Source organism: Micromonospora sp. NPDC049230 (genome assembly GCF_040647875.1).
Taxonomy (GTDB): Bacteria; Actinomycetota; Actinomycetes; order Mycobacteriales; family Micromonosporaceae; genus Micromonospora.
Window position 1 is genome coordinate 106,394 of sequence record NZ_JBEZCZ010000016.1, and the last position, 19,099, is coordinate 125,492.

The window sequence follows — 19,099 nt, forward strand, 5'->3', positions numbered from 1 at the left end:
GGGTCGGGCCTGACGCGGGGAGGACGCGAGGTGTCATCCATTGCGTTCGGGGCGGGTGGGCTGCCGGCCGGGACGGTCGTGCTCACACTGGTCGCCGCGGTGCTGCACGCGACCTGGAACGCGATGGCGGGTTGCTGGCCCTGGCCCTGGGCGGCGGCCGGGCGACGTGGCCCGCGCTGGCGGTCGCCGGGGCCACCGGTCTCGCCATCGCCGGGTACACCGTGATCGACGCGGCAGCGGTCAGTGCGGTACCGGTCTACGCGGCCTGGATGTTCCTTCTTCAGGGCCCGGTCCTGCCGGCGATCGCGCGCTGCTGCGCCGAGAAGCGGGCACGGCGCAGGTCGTTCTGCTCGCCCTTGCGGACCCGGCCGGTGAGCATTCCCTGCCCGAGCGGGCCCCACACCAGCGTGCCCATCCCGTGGCGCTGCGCGGCCGGCAGCACCTCGCTCTCGATGCCGCGGTTGAGGATCGAGTAGGGCGGCTGCTCGGTGTGGAAGCGTTCCAGCCCGCGCCGCTCGGCGACCCACTGGGCCTCGATGATGTCGGATGCGGGCGTCGTGGATGACCCGATCGCCCGGACCTTGCCACTGCGGATCAGGTCGGAGAGCGCGGAGAGCGTCTCCTCGATGTCGGTGTCGGGGTCCGGGCGCTGGATCTGGTAGAGGTCGATGTAGTCGGTCTGTAGGCGGCGCAGCGAGCCCTCGACCGCGGTCATGATCCAGCGGCGGGAGGCGCCTCGCTGGTTGGGGTCGGTGGCCTCGCCCGGCGTCCGGGGCAGCGCGTCCAGTCTGGGAAGGCCCACCTTGGTCGCGAGGATGACGTTGTCCCGGCGCCCCTTGAGGGCCCTGCCCACGATCTCCTCCGAGTCGCCGTAGGCATCGGCGGTGTCGACACCGTTGATCCCCGCGTCCAGCGCCGTGTGAATGACCTTGATCGAGTCGTCAGGATCGGAGTTCCCGATCACGGTGGCGAACATCAGCGTGCCGAGGGCGTACGGGCTGACCTTGATGCCCGTCCGGCCCAGGGTGCGGTACTGCATGAGCGCCTCCCTGCGGTATCGTGGTTATCCGGAAACTCTTTCCGGAACTATACGGAAAGCTTTTCCGGAACAGCAGGGGAGGCACAGCCGTGTCCGACAACACAGCGGATTTCAATCGCCGCGAACGCGCCCCGCGCCGGATGCGCACCGACGCGCGCCGCAACATCGAGTCCCTGCTCGAAGCGGCGAAGACGGTCTTCAGCACCACCGGCGTCGATGCCCCCGCCAAAGAGATCACCGATCTGGCCGGCGTCGGCGTCGGCACGCTCTACCGGCACTTTCCGCAGCGCTCGGACCTGATCAAGGCCGTCATCGAGCGCGAGATCGACGCCTGCGCCGACGCGGCCCCAGCGCTGGCCGCCGCGCACGAGCCGGGGGTCGCCCTCGCGACGTGGCTCGACCGGTTCACCGCGTTCGTCGCGACCAAACGCGGATTCGCCGCGGCCCTGCACTCCGGCGATCCGGCGTTCGACGGCCTGCCCGGATATCTCATGCAGAAGCTGGGACCTGCCCTCGAGTCCTTGCTCGAACCCGCGACAGCCAGCGGCGAGGTCCAGGCCCGGACCAGCGCCCAGGACCTGCTGTACGCCGTTGCGAAACTGTGTGCGCCCATGCCGAACGAGGAACCCGACTACGGCCGGCGCATGGTCGCGCTCCTCGTCAACGGACTACGGTCCGGCGAATCCGCACACTGACATATTCACCCTCGATCGGCGACGCGCCGAGTGCCAAGGCAGGCGCCGGCATCGGCGGTCGGGCTGGGGTCGCTCGATCGTCGGCGGAACTATGCCGGCTCGCGCACGCCGCCGGCGTTGCCACCATCGTCCGGCATCGGCTCGGCCGGGGCTTCGGGCAGTTCGTCCGGCGCGCCGGGCAGTAGGACGCCCGGGTCGTCGGGCACCGGTTCACGCGGGTCGATGGGCGGATACTGTTCGGGGTCGAGATCTGGTCCAGTCATCAGGCGAGTATCCGTCGTCTTCCGGACCGCCGCCCGTCGGGCTGCCTGTCACCTCGGGAGGTGCTCATCGGCGTCGGCCAGAGCACACTCGCCTCGACGTCCAACCGGGGCACGTGCCGGGCCGGTGCGGCTACCGGCGTGTTGATCGGATCATCACCACCTGTTGAATAGATGCTGACAAATCTCAACCAGGCTTGGCAGCATGGCTATCACCTACCGGCGCCTCCTCGCCGCCACCCTCGTGGCCGGGCTGACCCTGCTCGCCGCCTGGACACCGGCACGCGGCGCCGAGATCGCTCCGGCGCCCACCGCCACCACACCCAACATCATCTTCGTTCTCGTCGACGATCTCGCCTGGAACCTGGTGCAATACCTGCCGCAGGTGCGACAACTACAGAGCGAGGGGGCCACCTTCACCAACTACACGGTGACCGACTCGTTGTGCTGCCCGTCGCGCTCGTCGATTCTCACCGGCCAGTTCCCCCACGACACCGGAGTCTTCACCAATGGTGGAGCCGACGGAGGTTTCGCGGTCTTCAAGGGCCGGGGCAACGAGAACCGCACCTTCGCCACCGCGTTGCAGGGCAAGGGCTACCGGACCGGATTCCTGGGCAAATACCTCAACGGCTATCTGCCGGCGGACACCCAGGGAGGCGCGCTGCCGTACGTCCCGCCCGGGTGGTCGGAGTGGTACGTGGCGGGCAACGGCTACTCCGAGTACAACTACGACCTCAACGAGAACCACACAGTCGTCCACTACGGAAGCCAGCCGGCCGACTATCTGACGAACGTGCTGTCCCGCAAGGGCAAGGACTTCATCCAGCGTTCGGCGGCCGCCAACACGCCCTTCCTGCTGGAGGTCTCGACCTTCGCCCCGCACAGCCCGTTCACCCCGGCCAACCAGGACCTGGACGACTTCCCCGGGCTCACCGCCCCGCGCACCCCGGCGTACGACCGGCTGCCCACCAACCCGCCGTCCTGGCTGGCCGGCAACGCCCCGCTGACCACGCAGGAGAAGAACACCCTGGACACGAACTTCCGCAAGCGCGCCCAGTCCGTGCAGGCGGTCGATCGACTGATCGGCAACCTGCGCTCCCAGCTCACCGCCAGCGGCATCGCCGACAACACGTACGTGGTGTTCAGCTCCGACAACGGCTTCCACATGGGTGAGTACCGGTTGACCGGCGGCAAACAGACAGCGTTCGACACCGACGTGCGGGTCCCGTTGGTCGTCGCCGGACCGGGCGTCGTTCCCGGCTCGCAGCGTGCCGAGATCGTGCAGAACATCGACCTGGCGCCGACCTTCCAGCGCATCGGCGCGGCGGACGTCGGCACGCACGTCGACGGGCGCAACCTGCTTCCCCTCGCCCAGGGCGAAGCGGCACCCAACTGGCGTACCGGGGCGCTGATCGAGCATCACGGCCCCAACCAGGCGGCCGACGACCCGGACGCCCAGGACCGGCGCAAGGGCAGCCCGGTCACCTACGAGGCGCTGCGGACCGCGACCTACACCTACGTCGAATACTCCAACGGCGAACGGGAGTACTACGACCGGACCGTCGACCCCCACCAGCTCGACAACATCGCCGCCGGGCTCTCGGCTACCCGACTGGCCGCGCTGCACGACGCGCTCGCGGCGTACGTGGCCTGCCACAGCCACTCGGCGTGCTGGACGGCAGGTCACGTGCCGGCCTGACGGCGTATCAACCGCAACGGCCCTGACCTGCGGCCTCGCACTGTCGCAGGCCAGGGCCGATCGCATCCTCGATCAACCAGCCGCGATTCGTGCCGGTCGGCGAGATCCAGCGATTTGAGCGCCTCGCCGTAGATGTCGAGTTGTAGTTGTCCCGCCGCGCTGTTCCCCACCCGTACCGGCCATGAGCCCCGGTACCCCTCCAGATGACCGAGCACCTCCTCGCCGAGGTCGGGAGGATGCGGGCGTGCAGACCCGTCAAGGCCGCGGGACGAGGCCGGCTCCCAGGCGCGAGAAGGGCCGAAAGATGCGTGCCTATTTGCGCTCGAACATATCCGGTCAATCACCACCACCGGAGTTGGTGTGGTTCGGATCCCGAAGCCGTCAGCCATGACGTTCCGTTGCGTGCACGGACGCGACGATGCCACCGACCTCGGCCGGCGCCCCAGCGGGCTTGGGCGGATCACCGATCGGGCCGCTAAAGAACGACCACACCGAACGCGGTGGATTCGACGTGATCCGCTCTGCCGCGCTGCGGGCCGCTTCCAACCAACGTCCCATGTAGACAGCGCTCCCCAGCACCAGCGCGTCGTAGGAAGCCGCGTCCGTGACCTCTGCCGCGGCGGCGACATCGACGACGGATCCGGACGGCAATCCGCCCCGTAGGGCGGTCGCGATGTGAGCCGCGATCTCCGCAGTGGATCCATGCTTGCTTGCGGCGGCGACAAGAACCCTCATGGCTGACAACCCTTCCCTTGACGGTAGAGAGGCACCGAAGCTGGGTCCTGACCGTGCTTGCGCGTCACACCGATGTCGCTACCACCCGGACCGCACACCAGGTGGAGAAGCACCGGACGGTCAACGCTGTTTCCGCGGATCATGACGGCGAGGTCGTGGCCGCCGGCCGGCACCCGAGTCGGCTCCGCGACGCTGCCGGGCATCGGCTCGCCATCCGCGCTGACGATGGCGTCGGTCTGCGCCGGGCGGAGGACGGCGACGGACAGCGCGATCAGTCCCAGCACGGCCAGCCCGGCGAGTGCGGCACTCGCCCACCTCCCGGCCGACGCACGGCCGGTCCGGATCTGCCTGCTGCCGTCGAGGCGGCGCGCCGGGCCTGATCAGAGGCACGGTCCGGAGCCACACTCGGAGCTTCTGCCCGTAGCGCTGCCGCCAGGCGCCGGAGGCCGGGCGCTGCGGGCCACCGCGACATCATCGGTGACCCGCAGCGGATCTGACTACTTCAGCCAGGTGGCGTTGCGGACCAGCGGGGTGGCCGACCACGCCTTGCCGAAGCCCAGGGTGTTCCCGGCGCCGAGCAGGGCCAGGACGATCAGGATGGCCGCGTAGATGAGGTGGTCGTCCATGAACGGGTTGCTCGACGGCGGCAGCACCGCTGCCCACATCATGACGACCAGGATCGCCCCGCCGATGGCGGCGAGCCGCATCCCGATGCCGAGGAGCAACGCCGTGCCGACGGCTAGCAGCGCACCCATGAACAGCACGTTGGTGACGGCGTTGCCGGCGATGGCAGTGAAGAAGCCACTGAACGGGCCCTCGGAGCCGCCGAGGAAGCCCGCGGTGGGGCTACCGCCGTTGAGCCAGGACCGCGCCGACGGGGTGGCGAATCCCCACCCGAAAAGCTTGTCCAGGAAGGCCCAGAGGAAGACCCAGCCCAGCGCGATCCGGATGCCCGCGAGCAGGTAACGGGCCGCGACGGCGGAGCGGCTCTCGGCGGCGGGTAATGCCGCTGATGACTCCCGACCGGTGGGCCTGGCGTCGGCTTCTTCGGAGTGCCGGCCAGCGGCGGGCCGGCGGGCCGTCATGTCAGGTACCGCGACGGCCAGGGGCGCCGTCGGTGGCAACGTGCGGCCGGCGGCGGTGGCGGCGTTGTGGTTCCGGGCGATGTCGACCATCGCACTCACGATCCTTCTTGGGCTTTGGTGCGGTGTCCCGGCGGGCGAGCGCCCGATGGGTCGGCTGACCGGGCCGGCCGCCGTCGGTCCTGACAACAGACGGCGACCAGACGCTCGATCCTCTATGGGGTGGCGCCGGCGAGCGTGGCCTTGCCGTTGCGTAAGGGCTGAGCAGGCAGCGGCTGGTCATGAGCTGGCGTGGCTGTCACGTTCGACGGGGTTGCGCCGGCCGCCGCGTTCTCTCGGGCCAGGAACGAACCCAGCTCGCCGATGGTGGACATCAGCGGGGCGGGGAAGACGACAGTGGAGTTCTTGTCGACGCCGAGCTCGTACTGCTTGACGACCTTGAGGGACAGCCCCAGCAGCAGCACTGCCAGCGTCGCGACGATGATCCAGATGGTGGTGGTCATGATGCGTTTCCCCTTGCTGGCGCCGGGCACCCGGAGCCGTCTGCGTGCAGGGACGAGCTGGTGATCAGTGCTTGCCGGCGTGGATGACCGCCACCGGCCCGTGGGCGTGGTGGACGAGCGCGCCGCTGACCGAGCCGAGCAGCAGCCCGGCGAAGCCACCGTGTCCACGGCAGCCGACGACGGTCAATGCCACGTCACGGGACGCGTCGACCATGCTGTGCTCGGGTTTGAGGCTGCGGATCGGCCGGGACTGCACGTCCACATGCGGGTGGCTGGCCCGCACGGTCGCGGCCGTGTCGGCGAGGATCTGCTGTGCTTCCTGCTCGGCGGCGGCCTGCGCGTCGACATCGTTGCCGGCGAAGCGCTCCCACGGGCCGGGCCAGTAGACATGCGCGATGATCAGCGGCACCTGCCGCTGGTCGGCTTCGGTGGCCGCGAAGTCCCGGGCCGCGTCCGCGGCGGCGGCCATGCTGGACGGCGAGCCGTCCAGCCCTGCCACGATGAGCGGAATCTGGGACATGAGAGTTCCTGTCTGGTCGACGTTCACGGGCGCAGCGGGACGTGCGTACTCAGGTTGTTGCCGGTTTGCCGGGGTGCAGTTGCCGGCTGCCCGGCGGGCGCATGCCCGACCTGGAACGCGGTACCGCTGGCCGACGAGCGTGAGTTGTCGCTGACGCGGGTTCGGCCGTAGATGGCAGCGTGCGCCGCCTGGGGAGCGGACGGGCAGGGCCATAAGACCTGAAACCTTCGTCTGTCTCAGGGCGGAACTGCCAGGAAGGGCCGTTGGACCCTGCTCAACCAGGCCGCCAAGGAGTACAACGGAAGGATGATTCGTGTTTTTCTGCTCGATGACCATGAGGTTGTCCGTCGCGGCATCTGCGAGCTGCTGACTCAAGACGGTGACATCGAGGTCGTCGGGGAATCCGGATCAGCGGTCGAGGCCGCACACCGCATACCGGCGTTGCGGCCGGACGTGGCGATCCTCGACGCCCGCCTGCCTGACGGCAACGGGATCGACGTCTGCCGGGACGTGCGCGCCATCGACCCCACCATTCACGGGCTGATCCTGACGTCGTACGACGATGACGAGGCGCTCTTCGCGGCCATCATGGCCGGGGCCGCCGGCTATGTGTTGAAGCAGATTCGTGGCATCGATCTGCTTGACGCGGTGCGTCGGGTTGCCGCCGGGCAGTCGCTGCTCGATCCGGCGGTCACCGCCAGAGTGCTGTCGCGCATCCGCGATGGTGTGGAGGCGCCCGATGAGCTCAAGTCGCTGACCGACCAGGAGCTGAAGATCCTCCGGCACATCGCGCAGGGCATGACGAACAAGGAGATCGCGCAGGAGATGTTCCTGGCCGACAAGACGGTGAAGAACTATGTCTCGAGCGTCCTGACGAAACTCGGCCTCGAGCGGCGCACCCAGGCGGCGGTCCTCGCCACGAACCTGATGCGGGGCAACCCCCGCTGATCGGGCTTGGCAACTGGCACTCCGTTGCCGACCGTCGGGGGAGGCGACCCGCTCGCGCGATCATGCATCTCGGACGACGGCGACGATGCGAGTGGCGTACCGCACCAGGCCGTCGCTGATCGAACCGAGCAGCAGATCGTCGAAACCACCGCCACCGCGGGCGCCGACGACGACCATGGCGGCATCATCGGCGGCATTGCAGAGGGCACGTACCGGGGTGTCGCCGTACAGCACTTTCCGCACCACCGTGACGTCTGGATACGCTGATTCTCCGTCGACTGTCGCTTCGCGAAGCATCTGTTCGCCCGCCGTGTGCAGTGGCCCGGTGGCGATCGCGGGCATGAGGCTCGGTTTGCGGCCGTGCCGGGTCGGCGACTCCCACACGTGGATCGCGTGCAGTTCTGCGGAGCGCGCCCGGGCCTGCAGGAACGCGAACGCGACTGCTTGGGCGCTGCCTTGGCGGAGCAGGCGAGCAGCGCGCCCGCCGAGCTGCCCCTGCGCAGGATGCCGTGCACGACGATGCCGGGGTGAGCCGCTGCTGTCTTCTCGACCAGGTGATCGAGCAACTGTTGGGCCATCTGCGGCGCACCGCCGGCACGCGGTGGCACGAGGCCAACCAACCATGGTGGCGATGCCGGGAGCGGATAGACCAGCGGCAGGCCGACGCGGAGCCGGGTGGCCTCTCGGGCTCCGGCGGCGCTGACGGCGGTGGTGGGGGTGTTGGCGTCGACGCCGACCACGACCTGCCCCGTGGGCTCTGCCATCCATGGCCTCCTGTCTGCGGCCGGCATCGCCGGCCTCGACCGGGCGATGGGTGGCCGTGTCTCCAGGATCGCGGACGGCAGCAGGTGCGCGAAGTGCCGAAAGACCTGGTAGGACCGGGACTCCGGGAGGCGGTGGCGGATTGAAGGAGCGGTCAGCCCTTGAGGGGTACGTCCCACACCAGCATGGCGCCATGGGGGTCGACGTCGGTGACGACGAAGGTGCCGCCGCTTTCCTCGGCACGGCTGCGGAGATTGCCGAGCCCGTTGCCGCCCGTTGCCGCGCCGATGCCGACGCCGTCGTCGGCCACTCGCAGGATGAGGCGACCTGCGTCAACGGCGACAGCGATCGTGACAGTTGTCGCTCGCGCATGTTGAACGATGTTCGACAGCGCTTCCCCCAGGACCGCGATCAGGTCGGCGCGCAGCGGATCTGGGACCGCGAGGTCAACAGCCCCGATGATGGTCAGGTGCGGTCGGAAACCCAAGCTCTTCGTCGCATCGTCAGCGGCAGCCGTCAGCGCGGCGCGCACCGATCCGAGGGCTGGCTTGTGCAGGCCGAAGATGGCGTTGCGGATGTCGCGGATGGTCGCGTCGAGTTCGTCGATGGACTGGTCCAGGCGCTCCCGGACGTCTGCGGGTTCGGCTCGGCGCGTCAGCCCCTGCAGTCCGAGACCGGTGGCGAACAACCGCTGGATCACCACGTCGTGCAGGTCCCGTGCGATGCGCTCTCGATCGGCGAGCACCACCATCATCTCGCGTTCCTCCTGCACCCGTGCCCGCTCGACGGCGAGGGCAGCCTGGGAGGCGAACGTGGTGATCATGTTGATGTCGGACTCACTGTCGAAGCCCACGCTGCTCGTCGGCAGGATCACCACGAGCACCCCCTGCACCGCTCCGGTCATCGCCAGCGGCGCCAGCAGCGCCGGTCCTGTCGGCAACGGTGCGGGCCAGTCCGCAGCGACGTCCAGATTGTCGATCAGGAGATGGCCGCCGACGGCGATGATCTGCTCGAACGGCGTACCGTCGAGCGGGATCGACGCCCGGTCCAGCGCCGCGTTCGGCGGCGCGGTGACCTCGACGCGCAGCTCACCGGTCGTCTCGTTGTGCAGCAGGATCGCGACGAGAGCGGCGCCGGCGACCTCGCGGGCGTGGTCCACCACCAGCCGCAGCACATCGCTGCGATCGACCTGGCCGACGAGGGTGTCGGTGATCTCCGCGGTCGCCTGGAGCCAGCGCTGGCGCCGGCCCGCCGCCGCGTAGAGCCGGGCGTTGTCGAGAGCGATCCCGGCCGCGGCGGCGAGCGCGATGACGATCTCCTCATCGGCGTCGCTGAACTCGGCGGCACCGCGTTTCTCCGTCAGGTAGAGGTTGCCGTACAGCTGGTCGCGGATGCGCACCGGAACCCCGAGGAAGGAGCGCATCACCGGATGGCCGGGCGGGAAGCCCAGCGAACGGGGATGGCTGCTGATGTCCGGCAACCGGATCGGCGATGGCTCATCGATGAGCAGGCCCAGCACGCCACGGCCGGTCGGAAGGTCACCGATATGGTCATGCTCGGTGACGGTCATCCCGTCGGTGATGAACTCGACGAGACTGCGGTCAGGTCCGATGACGCCCAAGGCCCCGTAACGGGCGCCCGCCACCTGACAGGCCGCCACGACGATCCGCGACAGTGTGCTGCGCAGGTCGAGATCGCTACCGATGCCGACGACGGCCTGGAGCAGCGGCGACAACCTTTCCCGGCTCGCCATTCATGTCACCGGCTCGGTGCAATTCCGGCGAGGTCCAGCGGCCGTACTCGGCCACCGGGCTGCCGCGCCTTCGACAAACATCAATAACGCTAGATTCGGCACAATCAGGGCTTTGGGGGCGATTCGCACCCGCTGATGGGGCCATCGGCGCGGTGCCGACGCTGCGGCCCCGTCCAGAACGGCGGCCTGCGCTGACTCGCCCCGTGCGCTCACCCTCCTCACATTAGCCCTGTCGGCAGCCGGAACGGGTTTGGCGGTGACGCGTCTTCCAGGGATGAGGTCCATTCAATTGCGGACATGATCGTTAGCTGAGTGAAGGTTTGCGGCTGAGCTGGGGTGGGCGGGTTCAGAGCCGTGGGGGCAAGGATTGATCGCCCACCTCCCGGCCGCCGCGCAGTAGGTCGAACCCGACGACCCCTGCGAGCACGACGGCGGCTGCCGCAGCGGGTACCAGTACGGGTTGCCCGACCAGGGGCGGACCGATGGCGATGAGCACGCCCAGCCCGATCAGCCGAGGCATGGACACGCGGGTGAACACGTGCCGCCCGAGTAGTGCGTGTCCGGCGAGAAAGAGCGCCGGTCCGCTCAGGATGATGACCAGCCAGGACGCCGGAGCCTGTTCATCGACGCAGATGCTCCGATGACGCCACTGCATCCGGGACTGTGGATGAACCCGGGCGGTAATCGATGTGTCTAATTACCCCAGCAGGAGATCCGTTCATGGTTCGGTGAGGGCTTGCCGGGCGGGGCCTCGTCACCGACGAAGCCCTCGTCCAGCCGAGCGATCAGCGCGCTGCGGCGGCTTTCGATCCGTTCCTCGGTGGCCCGCAAGGATTGCCCGCGTAGCGCCTGTCGCGCCATCAACGCCACCACGGCAGGCCTGGCGTGCTCTGCCGATTGCGCTGGCGTGCCGGCCGCGTTCCAGTTCTAGGAGCACGAGGCGTTGCTCAAACGGCAGCGGGTCTTGGCCGGCCCCTGCTCGGCTGGGTCCAGCTGTCCAAGCCGGCGCTGAGGGTCCTGCACTTCGACGCCAGCAATGGCGTACAGGTCCATACCCTCGACGGCCGACACGGCCCGGTCACCTCACTCGAATACGCACCCGACGGCGCCACTCTGGCCGTCGGTGCGCGCGACGGAGTCGTCAGGCTCTACGCCATCGCCGACTGGTAACCAGCCAGACCGAAGCACGCAACGCGACCGCGCAGGCGAACCCCAAGAGTATCGACTGCATTGACGCACGCCAGTTTTGTCGAGATCGGGCCGTGGTCTACTCGGGCGTGGGAACCCCCACGCCCGAGTAGACATCACAACGATCGTCAGACGGTCACCGGCGGTCGGACTTGTCAACCACCTCTGCCACTGGTCAGGCGGGTACGAACTGCCACTGCTGGTTGGTCCCGCCGTTGGCGGTCCACTGCACGACCTGTGCTCCGTCGCTGGTCGAGGCACCGGAGACGTCGGCTGTCAGTCCGCTGCTACGGCTGACGATGGTGTAGTAGCCGTCGCCGGTGGGCCGCAGGTACCACGACTGGTTGGCGCCGCCATTGGCCGACCACTGCTGTAGTTGCAGGCCCTGCGTGGTGCTGCCGGCGTTGACGTCGAGCATCTTTCCCGAGGCGGTGTAGCGCAGGGTGTAGGCGTCCTGGGTGGTGCTGATCGTCCAGGTGGGGGTGCCGCTCTGCTGGACCGCCTTGGCGCCGTCGGCGGTGGAGTTACCGGCGATGGCGAGGGGCTTGCCGCTGTTGCGGTTGACGATGCGGTAGGTGCCCGCTGCGGGCCCGGTTCCGCCGCTTCCACCGAGGTTGAAGTACTCGACCGAGTCGGTGAAGACGGTGCTGCCGGACTTGGCGGTCGACAGTTGCAGGTACACGCGGCTGCCGGTGGCGGGGGCGGTGAAGGACACCGGTTGGGTGACCCGTGAGCCGAGCGGGACGGTCAGGGTGGTGCTGCCGGACGCGACGACCGCGCCGGTGGGGCTGTCGAGCCGGGCGGTCCAGGTGAAGCCCACCGAGGTGTTGGTGAGGTCGTCGTTGAACACTGTGATGTTGCGGGTCACCGTGGCGTTGCGGGCGTAGGTGGGCACCGCCTGCGCCAGCGGGAAGTTGCCGTTCGAGTCCGAATTGCCGGAGGCGGACCAGTACGGGAGGTCGATCGCGGCCACCGGGTTGAACGCCGCCTGCACGCGCTGGATCTGCGGGTTGCTCCACGGATCGGGCAGGTTGTCCACTCCGTAGATCGGGTGACCGCCCTCCTCCGGGGTGAAGTCGGTGGACCGCACGCCGGGCACGACGCTGGCCCAGGCGGACAGCAGCGTGTACGGACGCAGGTCGGTGGCGCCCTTGCCGCGCTTGGCAGCAGTCGCGGTGGCGAACCACTCGAAGCCCTGCTTGTTGTTGCAGGCCGGCCAGATGAACTCGCCCTCGCCGTCGGGCCGCCCGTTCACGGTGACCAGGCCCTCCCCGTACCGGCCGAAGCCGTCGACGTAGTGCGGGATCACCGCGAAGTTGGCGTACGTCATCCCGGGATACAGGCTGACATTGTTGCCGACGCCCACCTCGACAATGATCGGCCGGGTGCCGTCGGCCCCGTTCATCGCCGCGTACAGGTCCTTCTCGAACTGCTCGGAATCCTGGCCGCTCTGGTTCGGCTCGTTGTTCTGACTCCAGCGGATGATCGCGGGGTGGTTGCGGTCGCGCAGGACAAGCGCACGGGCGTGGTTGATCATGTTCTCGCGCCCGACGGAGTTCTGCCACTCCTGCGAGGACTGGGAGCCGCGAATCGCGACCTCGTCGATGATCATCAGGCCCATCTCGTCGGCGACATCCAACATGTACGGGCTTCCGGGCTCCTGGTGGATGCGCACCACGTTGTAGTTCAGCCGCTGGTAGTTGTCCACCGCCTGCGGCCAGCCGCCGTTGCCGGACGACGGGGGCAGGAAGCCGGGCAGGGTGTGGTACGCGTCGCCCTTGCCGCCGTTGTTGATCCGGTCATAGTCGGCACCCTGGAGGTTGTCGCCGCGGAAGTTCACGCGCACGCCGTTGAGGTAGTAGTAGTCACCGTTCTGGGTGGCCTCCCGGAACCCGAACCGGTACTCGCCGTCGCTCGTCCGGCCGTCGTCGGTGACGGCATGCACCGTCAGCCCGTGCAGCTGCGCCCGGTACCCCGACCGGTACGGCACATTGGGCCACCAGTACGAGGTGCTGTCGAGGTTCCACGCGACCGGCCCGACGGTCACGGTCGCGGTCGAGCGGGCCGCCACGGTGACGGTACGGCTGGGCAGTTCGGGGTAGCTGAAAGCCGATCCGTTCTTGGACGACAGCGACCCGGTCAACGTCACCGACCGGGAACTGCCCGACGTGTTCCGCACCGTCACGTCGTAGGTCAGCGTCTTGTTCGCCACCGACGTACGCACGAATGTGTCGCTGACGTACACCGCCGGGTACACCCGCAGGAACGCGGACCCGAAGATCCCCTGCGGGACCGCCTCGGACCACGTGGCGGCGTCGGGCACCAGGTACCGGCCGTTGGATGCCTTCAACGCGCCGCGGCCCTTCACGTTCACTGTGATCGTGTGGGTGGTGCCGGGCGCCGCGTAAGCGCTGATGTCGAAGTTCGACGGAGTGAACGCCGTCGTCTGGGTGGCGACCACGCGGCCGTCGACCGACAGTGTCGCCTGGTGGTTGACGGCGCCGAACTCGATCCAGGTCGACTGCGGCTGCCCCGAGTCCGGCACTGTGATGCTGCGCGAGTACACCGCCTCGTTCACAGTGGTGAAGCCCTGCTTGTACCAGCCGCCACCGGGCACCGCGATCGTGGTCGCCCCCCGACCCGCGGGCGTGAAGTTCCACGTCCCGGCCAGGTCGACCGAGGCGATCGCGGCGTTGCCGGCCGCCACACCGTCAACTCCGGCGGCCGCGACACTCTGCGTCGCGACCGGCGCGGCCAGGGCCGATCCGGGGGTCGCCAGGGTCAGACCACCCAGCGTCAGGGGCAGGGCGAGCGCCACGGTCGCGGCCAGCCCTCTGGCCAACGCCGAAAATCGGCCACCCCAGTGGACGTTCGTACGATGCACGGTAACCCTCCTGTGACTCACCCGACAGCTCCGCAACACCGGTTCAGGGCACAGCCTCAAGGCCGATACTCGAATCGATTCGACAAATCTGCCGGCGTCGCCGACCACCCGGGAAGGGTGATTGCGGCCCAGATACATAGCTATGTATTAATGGGCGCATGGAGCGTGAAGTCAAGGTTTCAAGACGGTTACTTCCTGCTCCCGACGCCTCGCAAGCTTCGAGTGGCCGACGATAAATACGGCCTTTCCGGGGCGCTGGGGCATCGCGCTCAGGCATTCCGTGTCGCCGGTCCACCGACGCGGCGACGATCGAATAGCGAACCGATTCGCCTGTGCGGGCACCCAGCCGCGTGACACGTCGAAGGCAGTAGACAGCACTGCGGTCCTCGGCGAAGTCGGCGGGCGGCCCGACTTGTTCGGTTCGAAACTGGATTAGGGTGTGGCAAGGAACGTGCTTCGCCAGCGTCACGGGCGGGTTACGGGCTCTTTACGGTGAGCGTCTGACTGCGTAGACATGACTGCGCAATCATACAGGACTATGGCCGGCGATGGGAGGTGCCGTGACGCGACTGGCGAGGCCAGGTGGAAGCCCTCCGACGCCGCGCAGCGTGGACGTCGCGCGGCTGGCCGGCGTCTCCCAGAAGACGGTGTCCAGGGTCCTCAACGACGAGCCGTATGTCTCGGCCGACGTGCGCCGGCGGGTCCTGGACGCCGCCGCGGAGCTCGGCTACCGGCGCAACCAGGCGGCCCGGGCGCTGGCCTCCGGGCGGACCCGGTCGATCGGCGTGGTGACGCTCGGCAGCGCCTTGTACGGGCCGGCGTCGTGGCTCATGGGCATCGAGCGGGCGGTCCGGGAGGTGGGCTACACGCTGCGGGTGGCCACCACGATCGAGGGCGACCCGGGCGGCATCGCGAGCGCCCTGGCCTCGCTGCTGGACCAGGGCGTGGACGGCGTCATCATCTCCGAGCCGATCGACGAGGGCGTGGGCCTCATCAGCGTCGACGTGCCGGTCCTGGTCCTCGGCGCGCCGCCCACCTTCTCCGCGCCGCAGGTGGTGACCGCCAGGGTCGGCGCGGGCCGGCTCGCGCGGGCCGTGACCGACCACCTGCTGGAGCTGGGGCACGCGACCGTCCATCACCTGGCCGGCCCGCAGCAGTGGTATTCGGCACGGGACCGGCTCGCCGGCTGGCGCGAGGCGCTGCGAGCCCACGGCGCGGACGAGCCGCCGGTCGTCGAGGGCGACTGGTCGGCCGCGTCCGGCTACGCGGCCGGCCGGGAACTGGCCCGCGACGGCAGCGTGACCGCGGTGTTCGCCGCGAACGACGACATGGCGATCGGTCTCATCCGCGCGCAACTCGAGGCCGGACGCCGCGTGCCCGCGGACATCAGCGTCGTCGGGTTCGACGACATCCCGGTCGCCGCCTACGTCACTCCCCCGCTCACCACCGTGCGGCAGCCGTTCGATGCGGCAGTGCGGCAGGGCCTCGCGCTGCTGGTACAGGTCATCGAGAAGCCGGACGTCGAGCTTCCACCGGTGGCCGACCAACCGGTCGAGCTCGTCGTCCGCGCCTCCACGGCGCCACCACCGCAGGGGCCGAGCCCGGGACGTGGCCGCCGAGCGATCCCCCATGCCCACGGTGACCCGAACGGTCAGCCCTGATCAGCGGCGATCCGTCCACCTACGGCGGCGCGTCACCCGAGGCCCGCACCGGCCGTCGCTGACAAGCGGCGGCACTACCCGCACGGACGCGCACCTCTCTCGATACCCCCGTCCCCAGCACTCCGTTGCCCGACGCACCCCCAGCTATGGATTGGCGGCGCCGTACCCAAGCGACAGATGCACATGTACTGTGTGCCCGGCGTTGGACGCTCCTGCGTCGTTGGACTCGTCGCACAAGGGCGGCACCTTCCGACCCGGCAAGGGACCGAATGATCAATCCTTTGACACGCTCAGCCGGTAGCCGGGCGGAGCCCGAACGGCCGGTGGCTGTGGCGCTGCTCGACGCGAGCCCGCCGCCGCAAGGCCGGTAGGGCAACCGCACCGCCGACCCGAGGTGCGCCACCGCGGCCGATGAAACAGGACTTCCACCGTACGTCCGGCCTGGGCGGCGGCGAACGCGCCGTCAACGGAGCCACCCTCGCCGCTCAGTTGGACCGCTGCCGGCTGCCACAGCAGCGACCCCGGTTGACCGACGTTCGGCGACCGTATCCATCAGCTCGAACCCGGGCTCGACGCGCTCCATCAGAATCGACGACCGCGCCGACACCTCCACGGGTGCCGGCTGCGGACGCGGACCGGACGAACCGCCAGACCTCCGCCGCAGAACCGGTGAGACCACGTTCCGGGGCAGCGGCCCGAAACCCTGAGGAGACGAACAGTGACAACAACACGATGGCGGCGCGCGGTCGCCGGAGCCGTGTCCGCGGCAATCATGACGATCGGCGTGATCGCCACCGCCGCATCGCCCGTCCAGGCGGCTCCCGGCACCCGCCTGTTGGGCCCTGGCGAACGACTCACCGGCGGGCAGCATCTGCTCTCCAGCAACCGGCAGCACAGGTTGGCCATGCAGTCCGACGGCAACCTGGTCCTCTACCGGCCGGACGGCTCGTACTCGTGGCAGACCGACACTGATGGCCACCCGGGCGCCTACCTGGATATGCAGACCGACGGCAACCTGGTCCTGTACCGGGCCAACGGCACCTTCATCTGGCAGACCAACACGCCCGGCCGCGCCGGAGCCCGCCTCGAACTCCAGGACGACGGCAACCTCGTGCTGCTCCAGTCCGGCCGGGTGCTGTGGCAGACCGACACCTGGATCCCCAAGAGTGTCCTGTCGCCGGGTGAGCGGTTGACGCCCGGTCAGGACATGTACTCGGCGGACAGGCGCCACAAGCTGGCCATGCAGACCGACGGCAACCTGGTCCTCTACCGGCCGGACGGCTCGTACTCGTGGCAGACCGACACTGATGGCCACCCGGGCGCCTACCTGGATATGCAGACCGACGGCAACCTGGTCCTGTACCGGGCCAACGGCACCTTCATCTGGCAGACGAGCACACCCGGCCGGGCCGGAGCCCACCTCGTACTACAGAACGACGGCAACCTCGTGCTGTACCAGGGCACCACGGTAATCTGGTACACCAACACCGTCGTGAGGCAGCACTCGCTTCCGCTGCCGCCCAGCGCCGCGCCCCGCAGCAAGTACGACGACCCGCATCATGACTACCCGGCCATCGACATCGGGGTCCCGACGGGAACGCCGGCTCTGGCCGTGGCGAGTGGCACCGTCCAGACGTTCTACAACGCCAGCTGCGGCAATGGCGCCACGCTCACCGCGCTCGGCGCGGTCTTCACGTACTGCCACTTCTCCGCCCACCGGGTCGGGTCTGGTGTGCAGGTGTCCGCGGGTCAGCAGATTGGCGACACGGGCAACACCGGCAACTCCACCGGGCCGCACCTGCACCTGGCGATCCAGGTGGGCGGCGGCCCCCGCTGCCCCCAACCGTGGCTTCTGGCCGTGTACGACGGGGCCACGCCCCCGCCGGTGACCAGCCTGCCGGCTTCGGGCTGCAGCTACTGACGAGCGGCGGCGCGAACGCCACGGCTCGCGGCCCTGGCGTTCGCGCCACCGACTCGCCCGGTGAGCCGGAGAGCTACCGGGGCAGCCCGCCGGGAGTCTCCCCCGCTTGGTGGAGCTTCGAGCAGCGCCCTGCCGGCCGGAGCGTGGCCAGCATCGCCCGCGCCCTCAACGACAACGGCGTCGTCAGACCAGCCCGGCCACGAGCCACGCCAACACTCCGAGCACCAGAAGTCGGATCGCCCACGTGACATAGGCGAACTTGCGACTCGCCACCATGTGCGCCGCCCAGACGTGTCCCGCCAGCATCCTGGCGGTGGCATCTTCATCGGCTGTGGTTGCCAACCAAGCGTCGACGAATCCCTGGCTGTTGCGTCCGTAACGCTCGGCCACGTACGCGAAATGGTGCAGCGGCTCCGACGCAGCCGCCTGTCGTCGCGGCATCAGCGTGTGCAACGCGAGGAGCGCACTCGTCGCGGCCGCTACCGCGGAGAACACCGGGAGCACCGGCGACCAGGCCGGGCCCGTCACGGTCAGGGAGTCCTGGCCGGACCACAGGCTGCCGCCCAGAAGCCCGGCGGCTGCGAGGACCGCAGCCGCCTTCACGTCAGCGAAACGAATTGTCTCGTGTAGTTGCTGGAGGGCGTTCCATCCCGCTTCGCTCTGCAAACAGGAGGACCGGAGCGCCCCCGTCACGACTCGACTCGGTCACTCGGGTCCCCCAGCTGCATGGCGAGGTCCGTGCGGTCGAAGCTACGGAACACCCGACCGAGCTGGCCGATCAGGTGCCTGCGCTCGTCCGCACTGAGCCCGTCGACAAACTTTCCGATGAGCACACTGATCGGGTCCTCCTCGACCTGCGGGGACGCAGTCACACGCTCATCACCGCCAAGTTGAGCGGCGATCGTATCGAAGACAGGGTCCGTCAAGGACCGCAGATCGGCCGGGTGGTGGAGATGCCAGTACATCCGAGCTATGTCCGGCCTGCCGAAGATCTCGTCACGCAGCCACCGAAGCTGACGCAGTTCGTCCCCGCGACGCTGCTTCTCCAGAGTCGCGCGTCGTTCGGCCTCCTCCCAGGCGGTGGTCACGGCAAGCGCCTCGGCAGGCACGGTGATCCGGACACGCAGATGGGTGAGGACCAGACTGGTCTGCGGCACGGCAATCTCGGTGACGCCCCTGGCATTGATTAGATCAGCCAGGTGACTCGCAACCGTGACGCGCCTGGTGGCAGCCCACCGGGCGAGGTGATCCCAGGCAAAGGCACGAACCTTGGCCTCGGCCTCCGGCTCACGTCCCCGCCACTCAACGGTCACCTCCGCCTGGAAGTTCGCGCCGGGCAGCGCGCTAGCCAGCGTGGCCTCGAACCTGTGGGACGGGAACGGGAAAGGGGGGTGCTTCTCTTCGCCGGACGCCCACTCCCGGGAGAAACCCCGCAAGAGATCACGCATC

At 68.9% G+C, this 19,099-nt stretch carries 19 protein-coding genes and 1 pseudogene; 6 read left to right on the forward strand and 14 right to left on the reverse strand.

Annotated elements, in window-relative coordinates; genetic code table 11:
• Positions 1-280: 280 nt before the first annotated feature.
• Positions 281-1,039, reverse strand: a complete 759-nt coding sequence (locus AB0A95_RS16215) for an aldo/keto reductase (RefSeq protein ID WP_357556519.1) — start codon at positions 1,037-1,039, stop codon at positions 281-283.
• A gap of 89 nt (positions 1,040-1,128) precedes the next feature.
• Here AB0A95_RS16215 and AB0A95_RS16220 point away from each other — a divergent pair, with 89 nt between their 5' ends.
• Positions 1,129-1,734, forward strand: a complete 606-nt coding sequence (locus AB0A95_RS16220) for a TetR/AcrR family transcriptional regulator (RefSeq protein ID WP_357556520.1) — start codon at positions 1,129-1,131, stop codon at positions 1,732-1,734.
• Positions 1,735-1,823: 89 nt separating this feature from the next.
• Here the strand turns inward: AB0A95_RS16220 and AB0A95_RS16225 are convergent, their stop codons facing one another.
• Positions 1,824-1,997, reverse strand: coding sequence for a hypothetical protein (locus AB0A95_RS16225; protein ID WP_357259457.1), 174 nt, complete (start codon positions 1,995-1,997; stop codon positions 1,824-1,826).
• A 202-nt stretch (positions 1,998-2,199) separates the two neighbouring features.
• Between AB0A95_RS16225 and AB0A95_RS16230 the strand changes: the two genes are divergently transcribed.
• Positions 2,200-3,693 (forward strand): sulfatase, encoded by a 1,494-nt coding sequence (locus AB0A95_RS16230; RefSeq protein WP_357556521.1) that lies wholly within the window; start codon positions 2,200-2,202, stop codon positions 3,691-3,693.
• Between the two features lie 92 nt (positions 3,694-3,785).
• Here AB0A95_RS16230 and AB0A95_RS16235 read toward each other — a convergent pair.
• From AB0A95_RS16235 to AB0A95_RS16260, 6 genes and pseudogenes are all read right to left on the reverse strand, one after another.
• Positions 3,786-3,953, reverse strand: a pseudogene (locus AB0A95_RS16235) (glycoside hydrolase family 15 protein); the annotation flags it as partial.
• 121 nt (positions 3,954-4,074) lie between these two features.
• Positions 4,075-4,428 (reverse strand): flavodoxin domain-containing protein, encoded by a 354-nt coding sequence (locus AB0A95_RS16240; protein WP_357556522.1) that lies wholly within the window; start codon positions 4,426-4,428, stop codon positions 4,075-4,077.
• Positions 4,425-4,712 (reverse strand): hypothetical protein, encoded by a 288-nt coding sequence (locus tag AB0A95_RS16245; RefSeq protein ID WP_357556523.1) that lies wholly within the window; start codon positions 4,710-4,712, stop codon positions 4,425-4,427. Before AB0A95_RS16245 ends, AB0A95_RS16240 begins: the two co-directional genes overlap by 4 nt.
• A gap of 213 nt (positions 4,713-4,925) precedes the next feature.
• The gene (locus tag AB0A95_RS16250; RefSeq protein WP_357556524.1) at positions 4,926-5,612 is read right to left on the reverse strand and encodes a DoxX family protein; all 687 of its coding nucleotides are present in this window, start codon (positions 5,610-5,612) and stop codon (positions 4,926-4,928) included.
• A 113-nt stretch (positions 5,613-5,725) separates the two neighbouring features.
• Positions 5,726-6,013 (reverse strand): hypothetical protein, encoded by a 288-nt coding sequence (locus AB0A95_RS16255; RefSeq protein ID WP_357556525.1) that lies wholly within the window; start codon positions 6,011-6,013, stop codon positions 5,726-5,728.
• 64 nt (positions 6,014-6,077) lie between these two features.
• Complete coding sequence (locus tag AB0A95_RS16260; protein ID WP_357556526.1) at positions 6,078-6,533, reverse strand: universal stress protein; 456 nt, start codon at positions 6,531-6,533, stop codon at positions 6,078-6,080.
• A gap of 306 nt (positions 6,534-6,839) precedes the next feature.
• Between AB0A95_RS16260 and AB0A95_RS16265 the strand changes: the two genes are divergently transcribed.
• Entirely contained in the window at positions 6,840-7,481 is a 642-nt protein-coding gene (locus AB0A95_RS16265; protein WP_357556527.1) for a response regulator transcription factor, read from the forward strand.
• A 60-nt stretch (positions 7,482-7,541) separates the two neighbouring features.
• Here AB0A95_RS16265 and AB0A95_RS16270 read toward each other — a convergent pair whose 3' ends face one another.
• From AB0A95_RS16270 to AB0A95_RS16280, 3 genes are all read right to left on the reverse strand, one after another.
• Positions 7,542-8,438, reverse strand: a complete 897-nt coding sequence (locus AB0A95_RS16270; protein WP_357556528.1) for a universal stress protein — start codon at positions 8,436-8,438, stop codon at positions 7,542-7,544.
• Complete coding sequence (locus tag AB0A95_RS16275; protein WP_357556529.1) at positions 8,398-9,978, reverse strand: GAF domain-containing protein; 1,581 nt, start codon at positions 9,976-9,978, stop codon at positions 8,398-8,400. Before AB0A95_RS16275 ends, AB0A95_RS16270 begins: the two co-directional genes overlap by 41 nt.
• A 364-nt stretch (positions 9,979-10,342) precedes the next feature.
• A complete protein-coding gene (locus AB0A95_RS16280) occupies positions 10,343-10,651 on the reverse strand; it encodes a hypothetical protein (RefSeq protein ID WP_357556530.1) in 309 nt (102 codons plus the stop codon).
• Positions 10,652-10,881: 230 nt separating this feature from the next.
• Here AB0A95_RS16280 and AB0A95_RS16285 point away from each other — a divergent pair, with 230 nt between their 5' ends.
• Positions 10,882-11,166 carry a WD40 repeat domain-containing protein gene (locus AB0A95_RS16285; protein ID WP_357556531.1) on the forward strand — a complete coding sequence of 95 codons (285 nt, stop codon included), beginning with the start codon at positions 10,882-10,884 and terminating at the stop codon, positions 11,164-11,166.
• A gap of 193 nt (positions 11,167-11,359) precedes the next feature.
• On the opposite strand, the gene AB0A95_RS16290 is transcribed toward AB0A95_RS16285, so the two are convergent.
• On the reverse strand, positions 11,360-14,068 hold the full coding sequence (locus AB0A95_RS16290; RefSeq protein WP_357556532.1) for an RICIN domain-containing protein: 2,709 nt from the start codon (positions 14,066-14,068) through the stop codon (positions 11,360-11,362).
• A gap of 560 nt (positions 14,069-14,628) precedes the next feature.
• Between AB0A95_RS16290 and AB0A95_RS16295 the strand changes: the two genes are divergently transcribed.
• Positions 14,629-15,729: a LacI family DNA-binding transcriptional regulator gene (locus AB0A95_RS16295; RefSeq protein WP_357556533.1), complete on the forward strand. Its 1,101-nt coding sequence runs from the start codon at positions 14,629-14,631 to the stop codon at positions 15,727-15,729.
• 718 nt (positions 15,730-16,447) lie between these two features.
• Positions 16,448-17,650, forward strand: a complete 1,203-nt coding sequence (locus AB0A95_RS16300) for a peptidoglycan DD-metalloendopeptidase family protein (RefSeq protein ID WP_357556534.1) — start codon at positions 16,448-16,450, stop codon at positions 17,648-17,650.
• A 183-nt stretch (positions 17,651-17,833) separates the two neighbouring features.
• On the opposite strand, the gene AB0A95_RS16305 is transcribed toward AB0A95_RS16300, so the two are convergent.
• Both AB0A95_RS16305 and AB0A95_RS16310 read right to left on the reverse strand, forming a co-directional pair.
• Positions 17,834-18,316 (reverse strand): Pycsar system effector family protein, encoded by a 483-nt coding sequence (locus AB0A95_RS16305; RefSeq protein ID WP_357556535.1) that lies wholly within the window; start codon positions 18,314-18,316, stop codon positions 17,834-17,836.
• A gap of 23 nt (positions 18,317-18,339) precedes the next feature.
• Positions 18,340-19,098 (reverse strand): hypothetical protein, encoded by a 759-nt coding sequence (locus tag AB0A95_RS16310; protein ID WP_357556536.1) that lies wholly within the window; start codon positions 19,096-19,098, stop codon positions 18,340-18,342.
• Position 19,099: the final 1 nt, after the last annotated feature.

Coding starts and splice junctions, on each gene's coding strand:
- AB0A95_RS16215 (WP_357556519.1), bottom strand. CDS start 1,039: ATGCAGTACCGCACCCTGGGCCGGACGGGCATCAAGGTCAGCCCGTAC.
- AB0A95_RS16225 (WP_357259457.1), bottom strand. CDS start 1,997: ATGACTGGACCAGATCTCGACCCCGAACAGTATCCGCCCATCGACCCG.
- AB0A95_RS16230 (WP_357556521.1), top strand. CDS start 2,200: ATGGCTATCACCTACCGGCGCCTCCTCGCCGCCACCCTCGTGGCCGGG.
- AB0A95_RS16240 (WP_357556522.1), bottom strand. CDS start 4,428: ATGAGGGTTCTTGTCGCCGCCGCAAGCAAGCATGGATCCACTGCGGAG.
- AB0A95_RS16255 (WP_357556525.1), bottom strand. CDS start 6,013: ATGACCACCACCATCTGGATCATCGTCGCGACGCTGGCAGTGCTGCTG.
- AB0A95_RS16260 (WP_357556526.1), bottom strand. CDS start 6,533: ATGTCCCAGATTCCGCTCATCGTGGCAGGGCTGGACGGCTCGCCGTCC.
- AB0A95_RS16265 (WP_357556527.1), top strand. CDS start 6,840: ATGATTCGTGTTTTTCTGCTCGATGACCATGAGGTTGTCCGTCGCGGC.
- AB0A95_RS16270 (WP_357556528.1), bottom strand. CDS start 8,438: ATGGCGCCATGCTGGTGTGGGACGTACCCCTCAAGGGCTGACCGCTCC.
- AB0A95_RS16280 (WP_357556530.1), bottom strand. CDS start 10,651: ATGCAGTGGCGTCATCGGAGCATCTGCGTCGATGAACAGGCTCCGGCG.
- AB0A95_RS16310 (WP_357556536.1), bottom strand. CDS start 19,098: ATGCGTGATCTCTTGCGGGGTTTCTCCCGGGAGTGGGCGTCCGGCGAA.